We start from the raw sequence: 17,092 nt of genomic DNA, 5'->3' as shown, positions 1-17,092 counted from the left end.
ACTCCGTTGTCGAATTTATTGAAAGTATCCGAATAGATTACGCTTGCTCAGGCTTGAGCAGCACCTTTGTCACAAACAGGCGCACAATTGGCGCAACAACAGCAAGCAGTAATAATGCCGAAGGTACAACTTGTACTATGGTCGATCCCCATGCTGAGACAAAGTCAGCACCAGTAGGTAGGTTGCGAAAAGCTATAATGCCAGACATCCCCAGCAGCATGGTTGGCAGTACCATAGATATCATTAGTGGGTATTGAAATTTACGGTTAAATTTTTTCATAAGTATTTCCATTCAGTATCTGTAGCCATAAGGCGATTCGATGGAGAGAGTATAAGAGGAAATTAAAGATTCAAAAATAGACAATATTGAATTTTAAAAGTACATTTATGTACTCTATAAATAAAAAGCAGTCTACGATGATCAGTACCAAAAATATGACCAACTTATATTGGTTTTGTCTTTCTGTTGAGTGTGGAGGGTTTGCGGCGGCAAGTATAAAAGCAAATACCTCAGCCCCAACAGTTTCTCGCTCAGTCGCGAGCCTTGAGCAGCAGTTGAATGAGAAACTGTTACACCGTGACTCAAAAAACTTTCAACTAACTAATGCCGGCGAAGAGATTTATAATAAATTTTCAGGGCTCTTTAGCGGGCTAGATGAACAGTGGCAGAGCCTCTCAAATGCACAAGGGGAGTTGACGGGAGATATTCATATTTCATGTCCAGAGCCATTCGCCGATTTTTTCTTACAAGCGCTCGCATTGGAGTTTATGGCGGAGCATCCTAAGGTGAATATTCATGTGCATTTTGCATCGGACGCAAAAGACTTCATATCTGAGCAAATCGATTTGGCGATTGTTACACTGCCAGCCACGGCCTCTCACCTTGTTCAGCGCCAACTATTTGAAACTGAGTTAGCGTTGGCAGCGTCAAAAAGTTATTTAACCCAAAAAGGAGCACCAGGTTCTGCTAAAGAATTACTCGATCATAATGTATTAGCTGGTAATAACTTCCCATATTGGTTGCTAAAAGAAGGCTCGGAGCCAATCAAAATACCGATTAAGCCCAAATACTCAATTAATAGTTTGAGGTTGAATATTCAAGCGGCTATAGAAGGGGCGGGTATTTGTTTGATGCCAAAAGTGGCACTAGAGCACCTAGCTTCGCAGAATAAACTGGTGCCAGTGCTACCGGAGGTTGAATGTCCTAAAGGTACGGCATACTTGGTATGGACAGATAGAAAAATGATCGCTTCACGCGTTGTCGCATTTAGAGATCTTGTGTTTAGTCGTATGAATCATAATGCCGAAACATTGTGGCGCAATATGTTAGGTTAATCTGCAAAAGCGGTTTCAAGTGCGGCGAGCAACTTGTTTTCACTTGCTTGCGAGCGTACACTTCCGCTTGATCAATCCATTGTATAAAACCCTTACTCAAAACTGATACCCTGCTTTAAAAGGTAATCCACTGCTGCATCAGTATGGGGCTTAAACGCCTTCCAACGCCCAATTGCTTTGCTATTTAATGGTTGGCGTACTTGTACTTTACTGGCGGTAGAGACCGGTGCGGTGTTTAAGTGAAAATCTATACATTGCTCTTGCCACTCTAGGTTACAAAAGCTGACTAACTCTTTAATTTGTTGCTCGGGCTGTGCGACTAATTCTTCGTATTTTACTAATTTTATATTGCTGTGTTGCATGCTGAAGTGCTGCATTAGTTTGTAAAAACGGCTGTAAAATTTTACAGTGTCGAGTAGGTCGAGCGAGTACGCGTAGTAGGGGTTATTAATGGTAAATAATTGGCGGTAGTTACCAATGCAGGTATCCATTGGATCGCGCAGCATACAAATGATTTTAGCGTTTGGCAGTGCTTTGGTTATTAAATCGATATAAAAAAAGTTAAACGGGAGCTTATCAATAAAGTGTTTATGGCTGCCTGTTATTACGCGTGTTGCGTTTAAATAGGTTGACCCAAGCTGATTAAAATCAAGCTCGTAGGCTTTACTGAGCGTTTGAGTGTCGAGCACGTGAGGTGTTTGTGTTTGGCTTAGCTTTTTAACACTCAGGCCAAAGTCTTGTAATTCACCGGCTGATTGCACGTCGCTGTGGCTCGATAAAATACGCTCAACTAATGTGGTGCCAGAGCGGGGCATACCTAATACAAAAATAGGTTCGGCGGTTGGGTTACCTTGTGTTAGCGCTTGTTTGCGCTGTTCACTTAAGAGTTTAATATGTTCAAATAACTCAGTTGAGCTTTTATGATCAAACGGCTGCACAGCACGTTTTGCTACTTTACCTTGCTCTAACGCGTTAAAAGCGTCTGAAAATTCACCAATATCTTGATACTCTTTTGCTAAAGCATGGCCAATATGCAGTTTTGCATCGGGGTGTGTTACTTGCTCAAATACGTTTTTTAAGCGCTCAATATGGTTGTTTTGCTTACTTACTTTAGTTAAATCACTTAATGCAAAATGACTTTGATGATGCAGCGGGTTAAGCGCTATGGCATTTTCAAAAGCGTGTTGGGCTTTATCAAATAGTCCTAAAAACTTAGCGCTTACACCGTAGTTATAATAAAACGGTGGTTGAGCTTTGTTAGCTGCTGTAGCCAGTTTAATAGCGTGCTCAAAGTAGTTAAGTGCTTGCTCGTGAATACCTGCTTGAGTAAGTGCAACGCCAAGTGTGTCGGCATCAAGTGCTTTAGTTATTTGTTTTAATGGCACCGATAGGGCAGTATTTTTTGCTTTTTGTAATTCGCCAGTAAGTGCATAACATTTAGCAAGTTGCGCGGTGTATTCAATACTTTGGCCAAGGGTAAGGGCTTTTTCGATGAGCTTTATTGCTTTGTGTATTTGCCCAACAGTTAAATTAACCATTGCCAGCAAAAAATACCCATCAGCAAAGTCTGGTTTGAGTGTAACTAACTCCACTAGGGCTTTGTGTGCTTGCTCTATTTTACCTTGGTTTAGGGAGTGTATTGCATTTTGATGAAGTTGCTTTAAATTTGGCTGCATGGTTTTTGGTAATTATTTTGTGAAAGAAAATAAAAAGGCTCAAATAAATTTGAGCCTTACAACATTGTTTAAAAATTACTATAAATTATATTTCAAATTTGTAGTTAAATTTAACACCTACCGTAAGCGGGCGATTAATGTAATGGCCGTAGTTACGTTGTATGTCGGCGCCATTAGCTGATGTTATATCGGCATCTGAACGACGAACTGAGGTAACCGCGTATTTGTTGAATAGGTTATCAACATATAGCGTAGTTGACCATGCATCGGCTGTTAATTTAGCTGATATATTACTTAAGCTGTAACCTGGTAGTGTTTCGCCGTTATCACGAAGTCCTACTCTAGAAAGCACGTCGCTTTGCGCGGTTAAACCGTAGTTAATATCAAGCGTTTTGTCGTTAAACACGTCTGTTTGATAGTTTACACCCATCGAAAATTGGTTTTCAGGTGAACCAGGTAAACGGTCGCCGTCTTCTGCGCCACCGGTACCGTCGGCATTAAACAAAAATGGTGCGTCTGATGTTAGTTCTGCTTTTGTGTAAGCGTACGTAGCGTAAACTGAAAACGAGTCAGATAAAATTGCACGAGTCGAAATTTCTACCCCTTTTGCATTAGCGCTGCCTGCGTTTGAAAGGTACGTTAATTGACCTATATCTGTAGCGCCAGTGATTTGCGCATCATCCCAATCTACGTTAAATAACGCGGCGTTAAAGTGTAGTTGGCTTCTAAACCATGTACTTTTAAAGCCTAGCTCGTAGTTTGTTGTGGTGTCGGCTTCATATAATAATTCGTCAGGTTTACCACAGCCTGTTTGTTGATCCTCAACAATTGGATCAGGACAAGACACTAAACCGTTTGAGCCGCCAATTCTAAAGCCTTCACTTACTGTTACGTAACCCATTACTGAGTCAGTGAACTGGTATTTAGCATTAAATTTAAATAAGTTACCGTTATCGCCTGCTTCGTCTTTTTCGTATGCAACGGTGGTTACATCAGGATCTACTCCACCATACAATGTATTTGCTAGCGGGAAGTCAAAAGCCGCTTGCGACTCTATATCGTATTTGTAAAAACGGGCACCAATGGTCACATCTAATTTGTCGGTAACTTGGTAGCCAACTTCACCAAATAGTGCAGATTCAGTGACGGTACTTTTTGTAAGCTCTAAGTATTCTAATGAGTCAGGTCTTAGCTGCTCGCCACCAAAGTTATCGATAGCGAATTGGTCAAACCCAGGCGTAAACTCTCGGCTTGACGCTTCGGTTTCTGTTTTGTTGTAAAAGCCACCCACAATCCAGTTAAAGTCGCTGTCGCCTTGCGACACTAAGCGAATTTCTTGAGTGAAGGTATCTTCTTCGTCTATTTCACGGGTAAACGTTGAAAACGAAGGAAATTCTTCATAGCCGTAATCAAGACGAATAAGTAAATCGGTTTGATCGCGTTGACCGTCGGCATCAAAGCTTGAAATACCGGTTGCCGATACTAGCTCTGCAAAACCTAGGTCGGCTTTTAGTTCAAGGCTTAGTAATTGATCTTTTTTCTCGCGAGGCTCTTCAAAGCGATAAGCCGATTCGTATTTACCTATTACGTCGCTTAAACCGTTGTTTGCATTAAGGCTGTTGTAATGAACAATCGAGCGGCCTTCGCTGTCTTGGTTTTGGTAAAAGTAGTTAAGCGTACCTTCAAACGATTCATTTGGTTTAAAGCGAACAGAAATACGACCTGTTGTGGTGGTTTCGCCGTTGGCGTCTTTTACATTTTTAAGATTGTTGTTAACTGCTGAGCTGTCGCTCCAATCAGGATCTGGTAACGATTCGCCAGGCTCGCGCACTACGTAACCGTAATCGATAAAACCAGGGTCTTCATATACGTTTAAGCTGGCGCGTACTGCAAGCTTGTCTTCAATTAGTGGCAGGTTAAATATAAAACCGCCTTCGCCGCCTAAAGAGTCACTTTCTTTTGTTTGAAATAGGTCGCCGTATACTTCAAGCGATGTAAAATCAAGCTCAGGCTGTTTAAGCATGTAACGAATTGCACCGCCCAATGTGCCTGCTCCATAAAGCGTGCCTTGTGGCCCAATTAATACTTCAACACGCTCAATATCTACTAGGCGCATATCTACCGAAACTGGAATTTCGTTAATGTAAGTAGATACCGTGCCACCATCTGACGATGGACCAGAAGAGTTTGTATTTAAACCACGAACAATAATAGGCGAGCCTGAGCGGCCACCTTGATCGGTAATTGTTAAACCAGGTACCCAGCGTGCTACATCCGCAAGCTCATTGATATTTTGATCTTTCATAATATCTGCATCAAGGGCTGTAATATTTAGCGGTGCATTTTGCACAGAGCCGCTGCGCCTTGTTGCTGTAACTTCGATTACTTCGAGTGATTTGTTTTTAGCTGCAACTTCTTCTTGAGCAAGTGCAGCATTAGGCAATAAAAATACGCTAGAAACAGCGCTCGAAATAGCCAAGGTTAACAAGCTTGGTTTAAACATAAAAAGTGATCCCCAGTTCAAATGTTTTACATTAGTAAATTAAGTTAAGCAGTTTATCAGGGAGTGAAGTAGCTTGGAATATCTAAATTGAATTTTAATTCACTTTTATAGAATAAATATGGTTTTTATGTGGGGTTTTTATTTAGTTAATAGGCAATATAAGCAACAGCTTAGTGCTATTAGGTACAGTTAGGTTAAAAATCACACCCTTGTTTAAAGGTAAATAGTCATTCATTTTTTAAAGATGGCTTTATGACGTGTTCGTTAAACAAATTATTACATTAAAATTGATAGTTTATAATGTCATTAGTTATGCTTTTATCAGCACTATTAAAGTGTGTTTTTATCCCCATTAAGAGTGGTAGTCGTATTTATAAGTAACTGTGTAAGTTATTGAGTGAGCGTGTTTGATTGCCGCTTCGTATTCTCTTTTTTATTTTGTCCGCACTTTTTTGTGCGTGTTTTTAAGGATTAACAATGAGCCAACTATTTTCGCCTTTATCACTTGGGCAAGTAACGTTAGATAACCGTATTATTATTGCACCCATGTGCCAGTACTCAGCAAACAATGGCGCTGCTAGCGATTGGCACACTATTCATTTGGGCCAATTGAGTTTGAGTGGTGCAGGATTGCTAATTTTAGAAGCAACAGCAGTAAACCCAGAAGGGCGTATTAGCTACGGCGATTTAGGGCTTTGGAATAACGAAACCCAGCAAGCCCTGGGCAAAAGCCTAAAAGCAGTAAGACAATATAGCCCTATGCCTATTGGTATTCAGTTAGCGCATGCTGGGCGTAAAGCTTCTACAGGTAAGCCGTGGGAAGATATAGGCGCTATTGCACCTGATGATGTTAATGGCTGGCAAACGCTCGCTCCTTCTGCAATAGCATACGACGCTAACAGCCCTGTGCCAAAAGCAATGAGCCAAGACGACATAGACTCATTAATTAAAGACTTTGTCAGTGCAGCTAAACGCGCTGATGAACTCGGCCTTGATTTAATCGAGCTACATGGTGCGCACGGTTACCTGTTACACCAGTTTTTGTCGCCACTTTCAAACAAGCGCGATGACAACTACGGTGGTAGCCTAGAAAACAGAATGCGTTTATTGCTTGATGTGTTTAAAGCGGTAAGAGCGGTATTTCCTAGTGAAAAAACGGTAGGTGTGCGTATTTCGGCAACTGATTGGGTTGAAGGCGGCTGGGATTTAGATCAATCGATAGTGCTTAGTAAAGCGCTTGATGAACTCGGCTGTGATTTTATTCATGTAAGTACTGCGGGTTTAAGTCCTGAGCAAAAAATACCAGTAAAACCTAATTTTCAGGTACCGTTTGCAACAGCCATAAAAGAAGCGGTTAAAATGCCTGTTATAGCGGTGGGTTTAATTACACAGGCGCAACAAGCCGAAGATATTATTAGTGAGCAGCAAGCCGATGGTGTAGCGCTGGCGCGTGGCATCTTATATAACCCGCATTGGCCGTGGCATGCAGCTGCAGAGCTTGGCGCTACAGTAACTGCACCTAAACAGTATTTACGCTCAAGCCCACATGGGCAGCCATCACCAATAAAATAAAACGAAGCTTTTTGTAAAAACCCAACCCGCGTTTGCTGGTTGGGTTTTATTATTTTTATAAAGTAGAGACATACATGACCCAAACAGGCGTTTCAGCGCAACCACTTAGCAATACACTCGTTACCATTATTGCTTTGTGTTGCGGTCTTATTGTTGCCAATATTTACTACGCTCAACCTATTATTGAGTTGCTTGCCCCAGAAGTTGGATTAAGTGCGCACAGTGCTAGCCTTATCGTATCGCTTACACAAATAGGCTACGCTTTGGGGTTGTTTTTTTTAGTGCCATTAGCTGACTTAATTGAAAATAAGCGTTTAATGCTTATTACTTTAGCTGTGTCGTTTTTGAGTTTAGTGGGTACGGCACTTGCTGATTCACCTAATGTAATGCTTATTTTATGTTTAATGATAGGTATGAGCTCGGTTTCTGTTCAGGTGCTTATTCCGCTTGCTGCGCATTTATCGTCTGACGAGAAGCGCGGGCAGGTTCTTGGCAATATTATGGCGGGTCTCTTGCTAGGTATTTTGCTGGCAAGACCTATATCGAGCTTAATAGCCGATCACTTTGGTTGGCGCGCTGTATTTTACTTTGCAGCAGGGTGTATGGTGTTTATTGCAGGCGTAATTTATTTTGCTATTCCAAGCAGGCAACCTACCCATAAAACAACGTATTTTAAGTTATTAAAATCGCTTAAACAGTTAATGATAAGCCAACCAGTGCTGCGCCAACGTTCACTTTTTCAAGCATTAATGTTTGCATCGTTCAGTTTATTTTGGACAAGCGTACCGGTTGTGCTTGCCCGTGAGTATGGTTTATCGCAATCAGAAATAGCATTGTTTGCATTAGTGGGTGCGGCAGGTGCTGTAGCAGCCCCTATTGTTGGTCGCTTGGCAGATAAGGGCTATACACATCAGGTATCGTTACTGGCCAAAGTAATTGCAGCAGTGTGCTTTTTACCAAGCTTATTTGAGCTACCTTACGGCATTATAGTATTGGCATTAACCGGTGTGTTTATTGATTTTGCTGTGCAGGCCAATATGGTATTGGGTCAACGTGCAGTGTATGCACTAGAACCACAAAGCCGTGCGCGTTTAAACGCTATTTACATGACGAGTATATTTGTAGGTGGCGCAGTAGGCTCACTTATTGCCAGCCCATTATATGAAGCGGGCGGGTGGACAGGTATAGCACTGGTTGCAACGGGCATGCCGCTTATTTCGTTGATTGGCTATTTGGTTACAACTAAAAAGCAAAGTAAGGCTGTGAGTTAAAAAATTACCGGATACAACATAATAAAGTCACCATGTTGCGTGGTGACTTTATTTAGGTTATTTAGATTATTTGGTAGTTAATTAAGTAGCCTGTTTTTTTGCGTTTGAAAACGAGCTACCAACAGATGCAATAATAACAAGTAAAATAGCGAGCCACTGCCATAAAGTAAGTAACTCACCCAGTATAATAAACCCTGCGAGCGAAGCTATTGCAGGCTCTAAGCTCATCATTACGCTAAACCCTTGTGAAGGCATGTTACGCAGTGCAACCATTTCAAGTGTGTAAGGCAGTGCACTTGATAAAATAGCAATACCAATACCCAGTGGGATAATTTCCCACGTAAACGCGGCGCTTTGCATAATGCCGCCGTAAGGTACTAGCACTATAGCGGCAACGGTCATACCCAATGCGACAGTGGCTCCACCAGAGCTTTGTGTGCCCGTTTTTTTACCAAATAATATATAACCTGCCCAACATGCACCGGCGCCAAGCGCAAGCGCTACACCCAATGGATCAAGGCTGTCTTGGCCGCTCATATCAGGAAGCAGAAGCAAAATACCGGCAATAGCACAGGCAACCCAAAATAAGTCACGTTTGCGGCGTGATGAAAATAAGGCAACAGCAAGCGGGCCTGTAAATTCAAGCGCTACACCAATGCCTAGTGGAATGCGTTCAATGGCGTAATAAAACAAAATGTTCATGCCGCCTAAACTTAAACCATACACAATTATAGGAATACGATTACCAGAAGTAGGTAAGTGTTTCCAAGGTTTAAACACTAAGCAAAGTATAAAGGCAGAAAAACCAAGCCTAAGGGCAGTTGTACCTTCAGGGCCAACAATAGGAAAAAGCTGCTTTGCAAATGACGCGCCCGTTTGAATGGTCATCATAGCAAGCAGTACACACACTATAGCCAGTAAATAACTTTTTGAAGATGCTTGCATTTTTATCCTTGAGTTGAGTAACTCTATCAATTAGTTATGTAATGCAGGGAGTATAAAAGCTAAACCCGCCCGATATTAATGGCGGCATAGTATCTTTTTTTAAATTTATAGGTAAGTGTTTGCGACCAAAAATAGCGCAATTAAAAGTATATTTAATAGGGCAGGTAAATAAAGTAAGAGGTAAAGTTAGCAAACAGGCGTTTGCTAACTTTAATCAGTTGGTTAAAAGGCCTTAGTGGGCACTTTTATTAACTAAGCCATCAAGCGAGTAGAGGCCTCGTTTTTCATCATTTTTGCGTTTAATTTCTTCAAGTGCGCGCGATTCTACAGCGTCAAATAAAGCATTAATTAAGCGGTTAAAATGTTTGTGCATTGCACTGCGCGCTGCATTTGCATCATGCGACTTTAGAGCTGTATAAATAGCGGTGTGTTCGTCCATAACGCACTCGTTATTGTTTTTACACACACTGCCATAGTCAGCAACAATTTGTGGGTTTGTTAAACGTAAATCCCACAAGTTAGACACTGCAAATTCAAGTGCTTTATTGCGTGTTGCTCTAGCTATAATTTCGTGGAACTCACGGTCGGCTTGCTCAACATAAAGGCCTTTTTCCATGGCAATTAATGTTTTATTTAGTTGCTCTAGTTCTTCTTCTGTAATGCTTTGAGCAGCTAAAGCGGCAATTTCGCCTTCAATTAATGCGCGAGCTTGAGTAAGTTCAAATGCACTGATCTCTTTTGATTTTATAGATGCATTTTTTTGTTCTACTACGTAAACACCAGAGCCGGTTTTAACTTCAACTCGGCCACGTACTTCTAATGCGATAATAGCTTCTCTAATGGTAGGGCGACTTACATCAAACATTTCTGCAAGTTCACGTTCAGGTGGTAAACGACTCCCAGCAGAAAATTCGCCTTGATTTATTAAAGACTCAATTTTATCAACTATGCGCCAAAATAAGCGACGATTACCCATACTTTACCTTCATTACCTTAAGGAATAATGGCCTCTGGGGCCTAAAAGTCAAAACCAACTGTTAATACCAGAGGTTACCTCAAAATTCACTATTATGTCAAAATTCTAACGCGATGTTATGGTTAAAAACCACTATACACCAATGGTTGTATTCTTGTATTACCAATTTAGTTTAAAATAATGCAATTGGCTAGCTTGATTGGTAATGTTTTTATGTGTTAGGTTAGTTTTAAGGTTATTGAATAATAAATATTGGTAATAAACCGAATTTGGGTTGTTAGTGTTAAGTTTGCTGTAGAAGTATTTGATTGCCCATGGATGGGGATCGCTATTTTTAAATGTGTTTGTAAAGTGTGTTTTGTAAAATGTGTAGTTGTACGAGAGCTATTTAAGCTTTCTTCTGGGCGTTAACTGTCGTTGGTTAACGCCCATATTTTATTTAATTAGTCGTTAGGGTACACAACGCCAAGCTGTTTGCGCGCTTCATCAAGTACGCTCATTACGTTACTGGCTAAAATATGTGTATTAACGGGTGACTCAAGAATATTTTGCTTCACTAACGCCATAAAATGTTCAACTTCGTATTTCATAAAGTGCTCATCAAACGGCTGGGATATAACCTCTACCTCACCATTATTAGCAATAAACTCCACCTTTTTGAGTTGCGATACGGCTTCTATACGTATGCGTCCAAGCTCGCCTTGTATTTCGGTTATGTTGTCGCCTTGCGATATTTTAGAGTAGCTAATAACGGCTTGTTTATCTGCGTAGTTTAGTAATACATCGCCCGCACCATCTACACCTGTATCAAGTAATACGCCACTGGCACTTACGCTTTGCGGCGCTCCCCAAAGTGCAATCAATAAATACAGTGGGTAAATCCCTAAATCAACTAAAGCACCATTAGCAAACTCGGGTAAAAACGTATTTGGACGCTCGCCATTTTTATATTTATCGTAACGCGATGAATATTGACTGTATTGCCCAATATATTTACGTGGTGTGCCAATTTTTACCATTGCCTGTTGCAGCCGTGCAAAGTTAGGCAAGTGAGTGGTCATCATGGCTTCCATGTAAAGGCGCTGATGTTTTTTTGCTGTAGCTATAATGCTTGCAAGCTCTTTAGAATTGGCTGCTGATGGTTTTTCGCCAAGGACATGTTTACCCGCTTCTAGGCACATAACGGCATATTGTTTGTGTAAGCTGTTAGGGGCGGCTATGTAGACAGCATCAACATTTTGATCTTGGCATACTTGCTCGATTGAGGTGAAAATTTTTGCTTGTGCATTTTGTGGGTGTTTGGCTAAAAATGCTTCGCCGCTTGATACTGCGCGCGAGCACACACCATATAAATTAAAATCGTTTAACGTATTTGCAGCGGCTAACAGTGTGTCGCTAATAAAATTGGTGCCAACAATAACAAAGTTCATGCTCACTCCTTAGCTTAAATAAAAATAATAAGAGTGTTTAGTTTAACATTTTTTTAGTCCTATATGCTCGAGGAGAACATCCAAACCAGCGTTTAACATTAACACTTAGCGTTGCTTGCTCTTGATACCCTAAAAGCTCAGATATGGTTGATATTGTAAATTGGCTTTGTGCTAAGTAGTGTGCAGCTAAAGCGCGACGAGTGGCATCTTTAAGTTTTACAAAGCTCGTATTATGCTTGGTAAGTTCTCGATGCAGAGTACGCGGGTGCATACCCAGCGCAGCTGAAATAGTTTGGTTACTACATTGATAAATAGGAAGCATAGGCCTAATTAGTGCACTAACTTGGTTGGGTAATGGTTGTGTGTGTTCTTTGTTTTTTGCCAAGAAGCTTAGCGCTGCTTGTACTTTATTTAGTTCAGGGTGATCAAGCTCAAGAGTTAAATCACTTTTTGAGATTACAATACCAGCGCTGTTGCGATGCTCTATAACGTTACAACCAAAGTAAGTGTTATAGGCACGAGTATTAGTACTTAATTTTTTTGGCAAAAATATATTAATTGGTTTGCAGCGGTTATTACTCAGCTTTTTAATAACAGCCAATGCTAAACCAATGGTTAGCTCAATCACTTGGTTAATGTTCGGTAATGGTTTTAAATTAATTTCGAATGATAAAAACAAGCTTTTATCATTCTCTAAAGGGTGGGAGTTTAAGCTAAGTGCAGGGCTGTGCAAGTGAAGGTATTTAATAACCCAATTAAGTGCATCACCTAAATTAGTACTACTTTTAGCTGCTATTGCAATATGCCCTAAAATATCAAAATTTTGTCTACTTGCGAGCTTAAGGCCAAAACTAGAACAATTGAACTTACAAGCACAGTATTCTAATAGCTCAGCGTAATCTCGATAAGGTAAATATTGGTTATCGAGATTTTTAAAGTCAACGTTATTAACATTACAGTTTTGCATTATTTCATGCGGATTGCCGCCAAATTCGCTAATTAGGGTGTCTATACCTTGTAATGACGTGGCTCTGATTAGGCTGCTCATGGTTAACCTCAAATAAACTATGTCTAAAAATATCAAGTTTTGTTGAGTTTTTCTATGCACTATTACTGTTAAGGCCGTTTAAAACTTTTATTAAGGTACACCATGAACAATACAACATTTGATTACATTGTGATTGGCGCAGGTAGTGGTGGGTGCGTTATGGCATCGCGATTGTCTGAGGATAAAAATGTAAGTGTGTGCTTAATTGAAGCTGGCGGTAGTGATAACACTGTATTTGTGCAAATGCCAGCAGGCATAGCAGCGAGTGTGCCTTATGGCATAAATAGCTGGCATTACAATACGGTGCCACAAAAAGAGCTTAATAACCGGTGTGGTTTTGTGCCGCGTGGCAAAGTATTGGGTGGGTCAAGCTCGACTAATGCAATGGTTTACATAAGAGGTAATAAGTACGATTACGACCAATGGGCTGCTAATGGCAATACGGGATGGGATTTTGATAGTTTACTCCCGTACTTTATTAAAGCTGAGAACAATAAAGCGTTTACAAATAATGAGCTGCACGGGACAAAGGGTCTGCTACATGTACAAGAGCTAAATAACCCAAGTGATGTAAACCAGTATTTTTTAAATGCCTGTGCTGAGCAGGGAGTTAATTTAAGCGACGATATAAATGGCAAAGAGCAAAGCGGCGCACGTCTATCGCAGGTAACTCAGCACAATGGCGAGCGTTGTAGTGCAGCAAAAGCATATTTAACACCGCATTTAAACCGCCCCAATTTAACGGTATTAACCCATAGCCACGTTAATAAAATAAATATAACCAATAAGATAGCGCAAGGCGTGCAAATAGAGCGTAATAAAGAGGTTATTAATTTACGTGCTAAAAAAGAGGTAATACTTAGTGCTGGCGCTATTAATTCGCCTCAAATATTAATGCTTTCAGGTATTGGCCCAAAAGAGCATTTAAGTGCACATAACATTAAGGTTCAGCACGTACTTGAAGGTGTTGGCGCTAATTTACAGGATCACTTAACAGTAGTGCCACTTTATAAATCAAAAACAAATAAAGGCACATTTGGTATAAGCCCGCTAGGCATTGCCAGCATTATAAAAGGCTGTGTTAACTGGTTTAGTAAACGACAAGGGCGATTAACCAGTAACTTTGCAGAGTCGCACGCGTTTATTAAATTATTTGAAGGCTCGCCAGCGCCCGATGTGCAACTAGAGTTTGTAATTGGGCTGGTGGACGATCATAGTCGTAAATTACACACTGGGCATGGTTACAGTATACACAGCAGTATTATGCGCCCCAAAAGCCGAGGTACTATTACATTAGCTGATAACAACCCGCGTAGTGCTCCACTTATTGACCCTAATTACTTAAGCCATCCAGATGATTTAACTGTAATGCTTGCTGGTCTTAAAAAAACACTCGCTATTATGCAAAGCAAAGCTTTTGATAACATATGCGGTAAAATGGTCTACCCGCTTGATATAAATAATGAGGATCAGCTAATTGAGTTTATACGCCAAACTGCAGATACCGAATATCACCCAGTAGGGACATGTAAAATGGGGCAAGACTCAATGGCAGTGGTGGATACTAATTTGCGAGTGCACGGGGTAAGTAACTTACGCGTAGTCGATGCGTCGATTATGCCTACCATTATTACCGGCAACACAAATGCACCGGTAATTGCGATTGCTGAAAAAGCAGCTGATTTAATTAAACACGAAAAGGTGTAATTAAATAAACTGTAGTAGGGCTATTAATTAGCTATAAAACTCATTTAGCCATTGTTGCCAATCGCTTTCAAGATGTAGCATTTGCTGATGCTTTTTAGCGTTTAGATGCTTGGTTTCGTCCTCGCTTGCCATATAAGGTCCAACGCGGCAAAGGGGGCAATGGTTAGATGTTAAGTATGCAGGTTTGGTAAGACGTGAGCTTAATTCGCTAGTATGTGTATCAATACTTTTTGGGCTGAAAACGTAAGTTATGCCGCTGGTGTCTTTAACGTGTTTATCGCGGTCAACATTACGAATTTTATAACCTTCAAAATGGCTAATATCAAATGGGATTTGGCCTAAATAATCAGCGTTTAAACCGTTATTTAAACTCCCTTCTATATTCCATTCTCGATAAGGTTTTACATCCTTTGAAGTGATGTAACACAGCATTGGACCATTTTTATCAAGTGCGTATTCGTTAGCGTATTTAATAAATTGATGCAGTAAAGCGCGGTTTAATACGTTCATACTGGTTTGGCGCGTGTTGTTTTCAAATGCTTCACGACCAACAAACGCAGGTATAAGCGGAAACTGAAAAATAACCACGTCAAAGCTGTGCTGGTTTTCACTTAGAGTTTGCCAACACGCGGGATTTGTTACATCAAAACTATTAAGTATCTCAACGTTATGCGCTTTTAGGTTACCAAGTGCATTGTGCTGATACTTTTTCTCAATAGTAGTTTGGTCATCGTAAGTGGATGCAACCAAAGCTTTTGGCGATAGATGAGTGTAAATAGCGTTCGAAAACGATAAATCGCCATCGCCTACGGTGAGTATTCGCCATTGAGGATTTAAATACATATTTTATTTAGCGTTTATGTTTGTAGCAGTATTATTAATATCGCTATTTGTTTGTGAGTCTTTTGCTAGTAAACGATGAAACGCAAGTCTGGTTTTTAACCCTTCAATTGCGATTTGTTTAATAATAAGATTAAAGGTAATTAAAATGGCAAAGGCAATATGAATAGGGCCGTGAGTAAATCCTGCATCTGTATCGTACAGTGTTAAACCAAATAGCAAAAATAAGACGACTAAAAATATTTCGAGTAATTGACTTGAATAAAAGCTTAAACGACCTTCGCTTTTATGATCTTTTTTAATGCGTATAGCACAAAAAAATGGGATCACTTTGATTTTAAATGCAGCGTTTTTTTCTACGTAGTTTTCGCCAAGTTCGTCGAGTTGTTGGCGTAGTTGGTCAATCATGGTGTGTCCTCAAATAGCAGTGCGCGGATATTACCTTATTACCACGCAATATTTAAGTTTGCAGCTGCTATTTAGGGTAAATACTCATACCAATAGTCAGAATGTGACAAACAAACACAACAGAGGTAAGTACTACACGCATTTTTTGATAATCTTTATGATAGGTTTGCCATTGCGGCGTGGCTTTTTCAAATATAAGTACTAACCAAAAACTAGCACCTAGCCAAGCCAGTGCCCACTCTACAGGTAAAAATGATAAAAATGGAACTGGGATAACAGGTAATACCGCTTTAATTGCATTGCTATAGCTTTGCTCTCCGGCGCGCCACAAGCTACCTGCCATAAATGCTAAAATGGCGATACTGTAAAAAGTAAAAAACTCTAAGTTAAGGCTATTACTGCCAAACATAAGTGGCCAACCCACACACCCTAAAAACGGGATTAAGCCTAAGTAACCTAGTTGTATGTGGTTAAAAAATTTTTCCATTACGGCGTGCCTTATATTTAATGACTTATTTGAAGCGCGGCTATTGTAGCAGTATTGCGATTAGCGATCTTAATAATTCGCCAGCGTTTACAATCCAAATAATGCTTACGATAACAGGGATTATATAGTTCAATCCAAAAAACCGATTGTTTTAATCTAAACAATCAATTTTATTTAATTATCCATTAGCCTTATTGTATTAACCAAGCCAACGCAGAAGGTCGTTTTAAACGAGAGCGTTGATTACTTTTTAAATACATTAAATATAGATGAGGAAATACCATGAGCACTTCATTAATCAATACTAAATTACAACCATTCAATGCAACCGCTTACCACAACGGTGACTTTGTAGAATTGTCTGAAAAAGATGTTCTAGGTAAATGGTCAATCTTCTTCTTTTACCCAGCAGACTTTACATTTGTATGTCCTACTGAACTTGGTGATGTTGCAGATTATTACGCACAACTTCAAGAAATGGGCGTAGAAGTTTACTCAGTATCTACTGACACTCACTTCACTCACAAAGCATGGCACGATACGTCAGACACAATTGGTAAAATTACTTACCCAATGATTGGCGACCCAACAGGACGTATTACTCGTAGCTTTGGCGTAATGATTGAAGAAGAAGGCTTAGCACTTCGCGGTACATTTGTAATGAACCCAGAAGGCGAAATTAAAATTATTGAAACTCACGATTTAGGTATTGGCCGTAGCGCTAAAGAACTTGTTCGTAAAGTACAAGCTGCACAATACATTGCAACTCACGACGGTGAAGTTTGTCCTGCATCTTGGCAGCCAGGTGAAGACACACTTGCACCTTCACTAGACCTAGTTGGTAAAATCTAAGTATAGATTTATTCCTACTATAAGGGCAGGTAACTGCCCTTA

15 protein-coding genes are annotated in these 17,092 nt (G+C 40.2%); 5 read left to right on the top strand and 10 right to left on the bottom strand.

Annotated elements, in window-relative coordinates:
- Window positions 1-37: 37 nt before the first annotated feature.
- Window positions 38-292 (bottom strand): DUF2798 domain-containing protein, encoded by a 255-nt coding sequence (locus GQR45_RS02430; RefSeq protein WP_202799302.1) that lies wholly within the window; start codon window positions 290-292, stop codon window positions 38-40.
- 125 nt (window positions 293-417) lie between these two features.
- Between GQR45_RS02430 and GQR45_RS02425 the strand changes: the two genes are divergently transcribed.
- Window positions 418-1,335: a LysR family transcriptional regulator gene (locus tag GQR45_RS02425; protein WP_007581810.1), complete on the top strand. Its 918-nt coding sequence runs from the start codon at window positions 418-420 to the stop codon at window positions 1,333-1,335.
- Between the two features lie 92 nt (window positions 1,336-1,427).
- Here the strand turns inward: GQR45_RS02425 and GQR45_RS02420 are convergent, their stop codons facing one another.
- Window positions 1,428-3,011 carry a sulfotransferase gene (locus tag GQR45_RS02420; protein WP_165725028.1) on the bottom strand — a complete coding sequence of 528 codons (1,584 nt, stop codon included), beginning with the start codon at window positions 3,009-3,011 and terminating at the stop codon, window positions 1,428-1,430.
- An 85-nt stretch (window positions 3,012-3,096) separates the two neighbouring features.
- Window positions 3,097-5,514, bottom strand: a complete 2,418-nt coding sequence (locus tag GQR45_RS02415; protein WP_165725027.1) for a TonB-dependent receptor — start codon at window positions 5,512-5,514, stop codon at window positions 3,097-3,099.
- A 477-nt stretch (window positions 5,515-5,991) separates the two neighbouring features.
- Here GQR45_RS02415 and GQR45_RS02410 point away from each other — a divergent pair, with 477 nt between their 5' ends.
- Together GQR45_RS02410 and GQR45_RS02405 are read left to right on the top strand one after the other, a co-directional pair.
- On the top strand, window positions 5,992-7,086 hold the full coding sequence (locus GQR45_RS02410) for an NADH:flavin oxidoreductase/NADH oxidase (RefSeq protein ID WP_165725026.1): 1,095 nt from the start codon (window positions 5,992-5,994) through the stop codon (window positions 7,084-7,086).
- 74 nt (window positions 7,087-7,160) lie between these two features.
- Window positions 7,161-8,357, top strand: coding sequence for an MFS transporter (locus tag GQR45_RS02405; RefSeq protein ID WP_007581814.1), 1,197 nt, complete (start codon window positions 7,161-7,163; stop codon window positions 8,355-8,357).
- 81 nt (window positions 8,358-8,438) lie between these two features.
- On the opposite strand, the gene GQR45_RS02400 is transcribed toward GQR45_RS02405, so the two are convergent.
- From GQR45_RS02400 to GQR45_RS02385, 4 genes are all read right to left on the bottom strand, one after another.
- Window positions 8,439-9,302: a DMT family transporter gene (locus tag GQR45_RS02400; RefSeq protein ID WP_024591885.1), complete on the bottom strand. Its 864-nt coding sequence runs from the start codon at window positions 9,300-9,302 to the stop codon at window positions 8,439-8,441.
- Window positions 9,303-9,534: 232 nt separating this feature from the next.
- Complete coding sequence (locus tag GQR45_RS02395; RefSeq protein ID WP_002960591.1) at window positions 9,535-10,278, bottom strand: FadR/GntR family transcriptional regulator; 744 nt, start codon at window positions 10,276-10,278, stop codon at window positions 9,535-9,537.
- A 443-nt stretch (window positions 10,279-10,721) separates the two neighbouring features.
- Complete coding sequence (locus tag GQR45_RS02390) at window positions 10,722-11,708, bottom strand: Gfo/Idh/MocA family oxidoreductase (protein WP_165725025.1); 987 nt, start codon at window positions 11,706-11,708, stop codon at window positions 10,722-10,724.
- Between the two features lie 37 nt (window positions 11,709-11,745).
- Window positions 11,746-12,756: an AraC family transcriptional regulator gene (locus GQR45_RS02385; protein ID WP_165725024.1), complete on the bottom strand. Its 1,011-nt coding sequence runs from the start codon at window positions 12,754-12,756 to the stop codon at window positions 11,746-11,748.
- Between the two features lie 102 nt (window positions 12,757-12,858).
- On the opposite strand from GQR45_RS02385, the gene GQR45_RS02380 reads away from it, so the two are divergent.
- Entirely contained in the window at window positions 12,859-14,463 is a 1,605-nt protein-coding gene (locus tag GQR45_RS02380; RefSeq protein WP_165725023.1) for a GMC family oxidoreductase N-terminal domain-containing protein, read from the top strand.
- A gap of 27 nt (window positions 14,464-14,490) precedes the next feature.
- Here the strand turns inward: GQR45_RS02380 and GQR45_RS02375 are convergent, their stop codons facing one another.
- The 3 genes from GQR45_RS02375 to GQR45_RS02365 form a co-directional block, all read right to left on the bottom strand.
- Entirely contained in the window at window positions 14,491-15,306 is an 816-nt protein-coding gene (locus GQR45_RS02375; RefSeq protein WP_165725022.1) for a class I SAM-dependent methyltransferase, read from the bottom strand.
- A 3-nt stretch (window positions 15,307-15,309) separates the two neighbouring features.
- Window positions 15,310-15,711, bottom strand: coding sequence for a hypothetical protein (locus tag GQR45_RS02370; protein ID WP_002960599.1), 402 nt, complete (start codon window positions 15,709-15,711; stop codon window positions 15,310-15,312).
- Between the two features lie 67 nt (window positions 15,712-15,778).
- On the bottom strand, window positions 15,779-16,198 hold the full coding sequence (locus tag GQR45_RS02365; RefSeq protein ID WP_165725021.1) for a DUF3429 domain-containing protein: 420 nt from the start codon (window positions 16,196-16,198) through the stop codon (window positions 15,779-15,781).
- Window positions 16,199-16,480: 282 nt separating this feature from the next.
- Between GQR45_RS02365 and ahpC the strand changes: the two genes are divergently transcribed.
- On the top strand, window positions 16,481-17,050 hold the full coding sequence (ahpC, locus tag GQR45_RS02360; protein WP_007581822.1) for an alkyl hydroperoxide reductase subunit C: 570 nt from the start codon (window positions 16,481-16,483) through the stop codon (window positions 17,048-17,050).
- Window positions 17,051-17,092: the final 42 nt, after the last annotated feature.

It is taken from the genome of Pseudoalteromonas sp. SA25 (assembly GCF_011378705.1).
In the GTDB taxonomy this organism is placed as follows: Bacteria; Pseudomonadota; Gammaproteobacteria; order Enterobacterales; family Alteromonadaceae; genus Pseudoalteromonas; species Pseudoalteromonas arctica.
The sequence above is the reverse complement of the archived record's forward strand: the minus strand, read 5'-3'. Positions and strand labels throughout refer to the sequence as shown.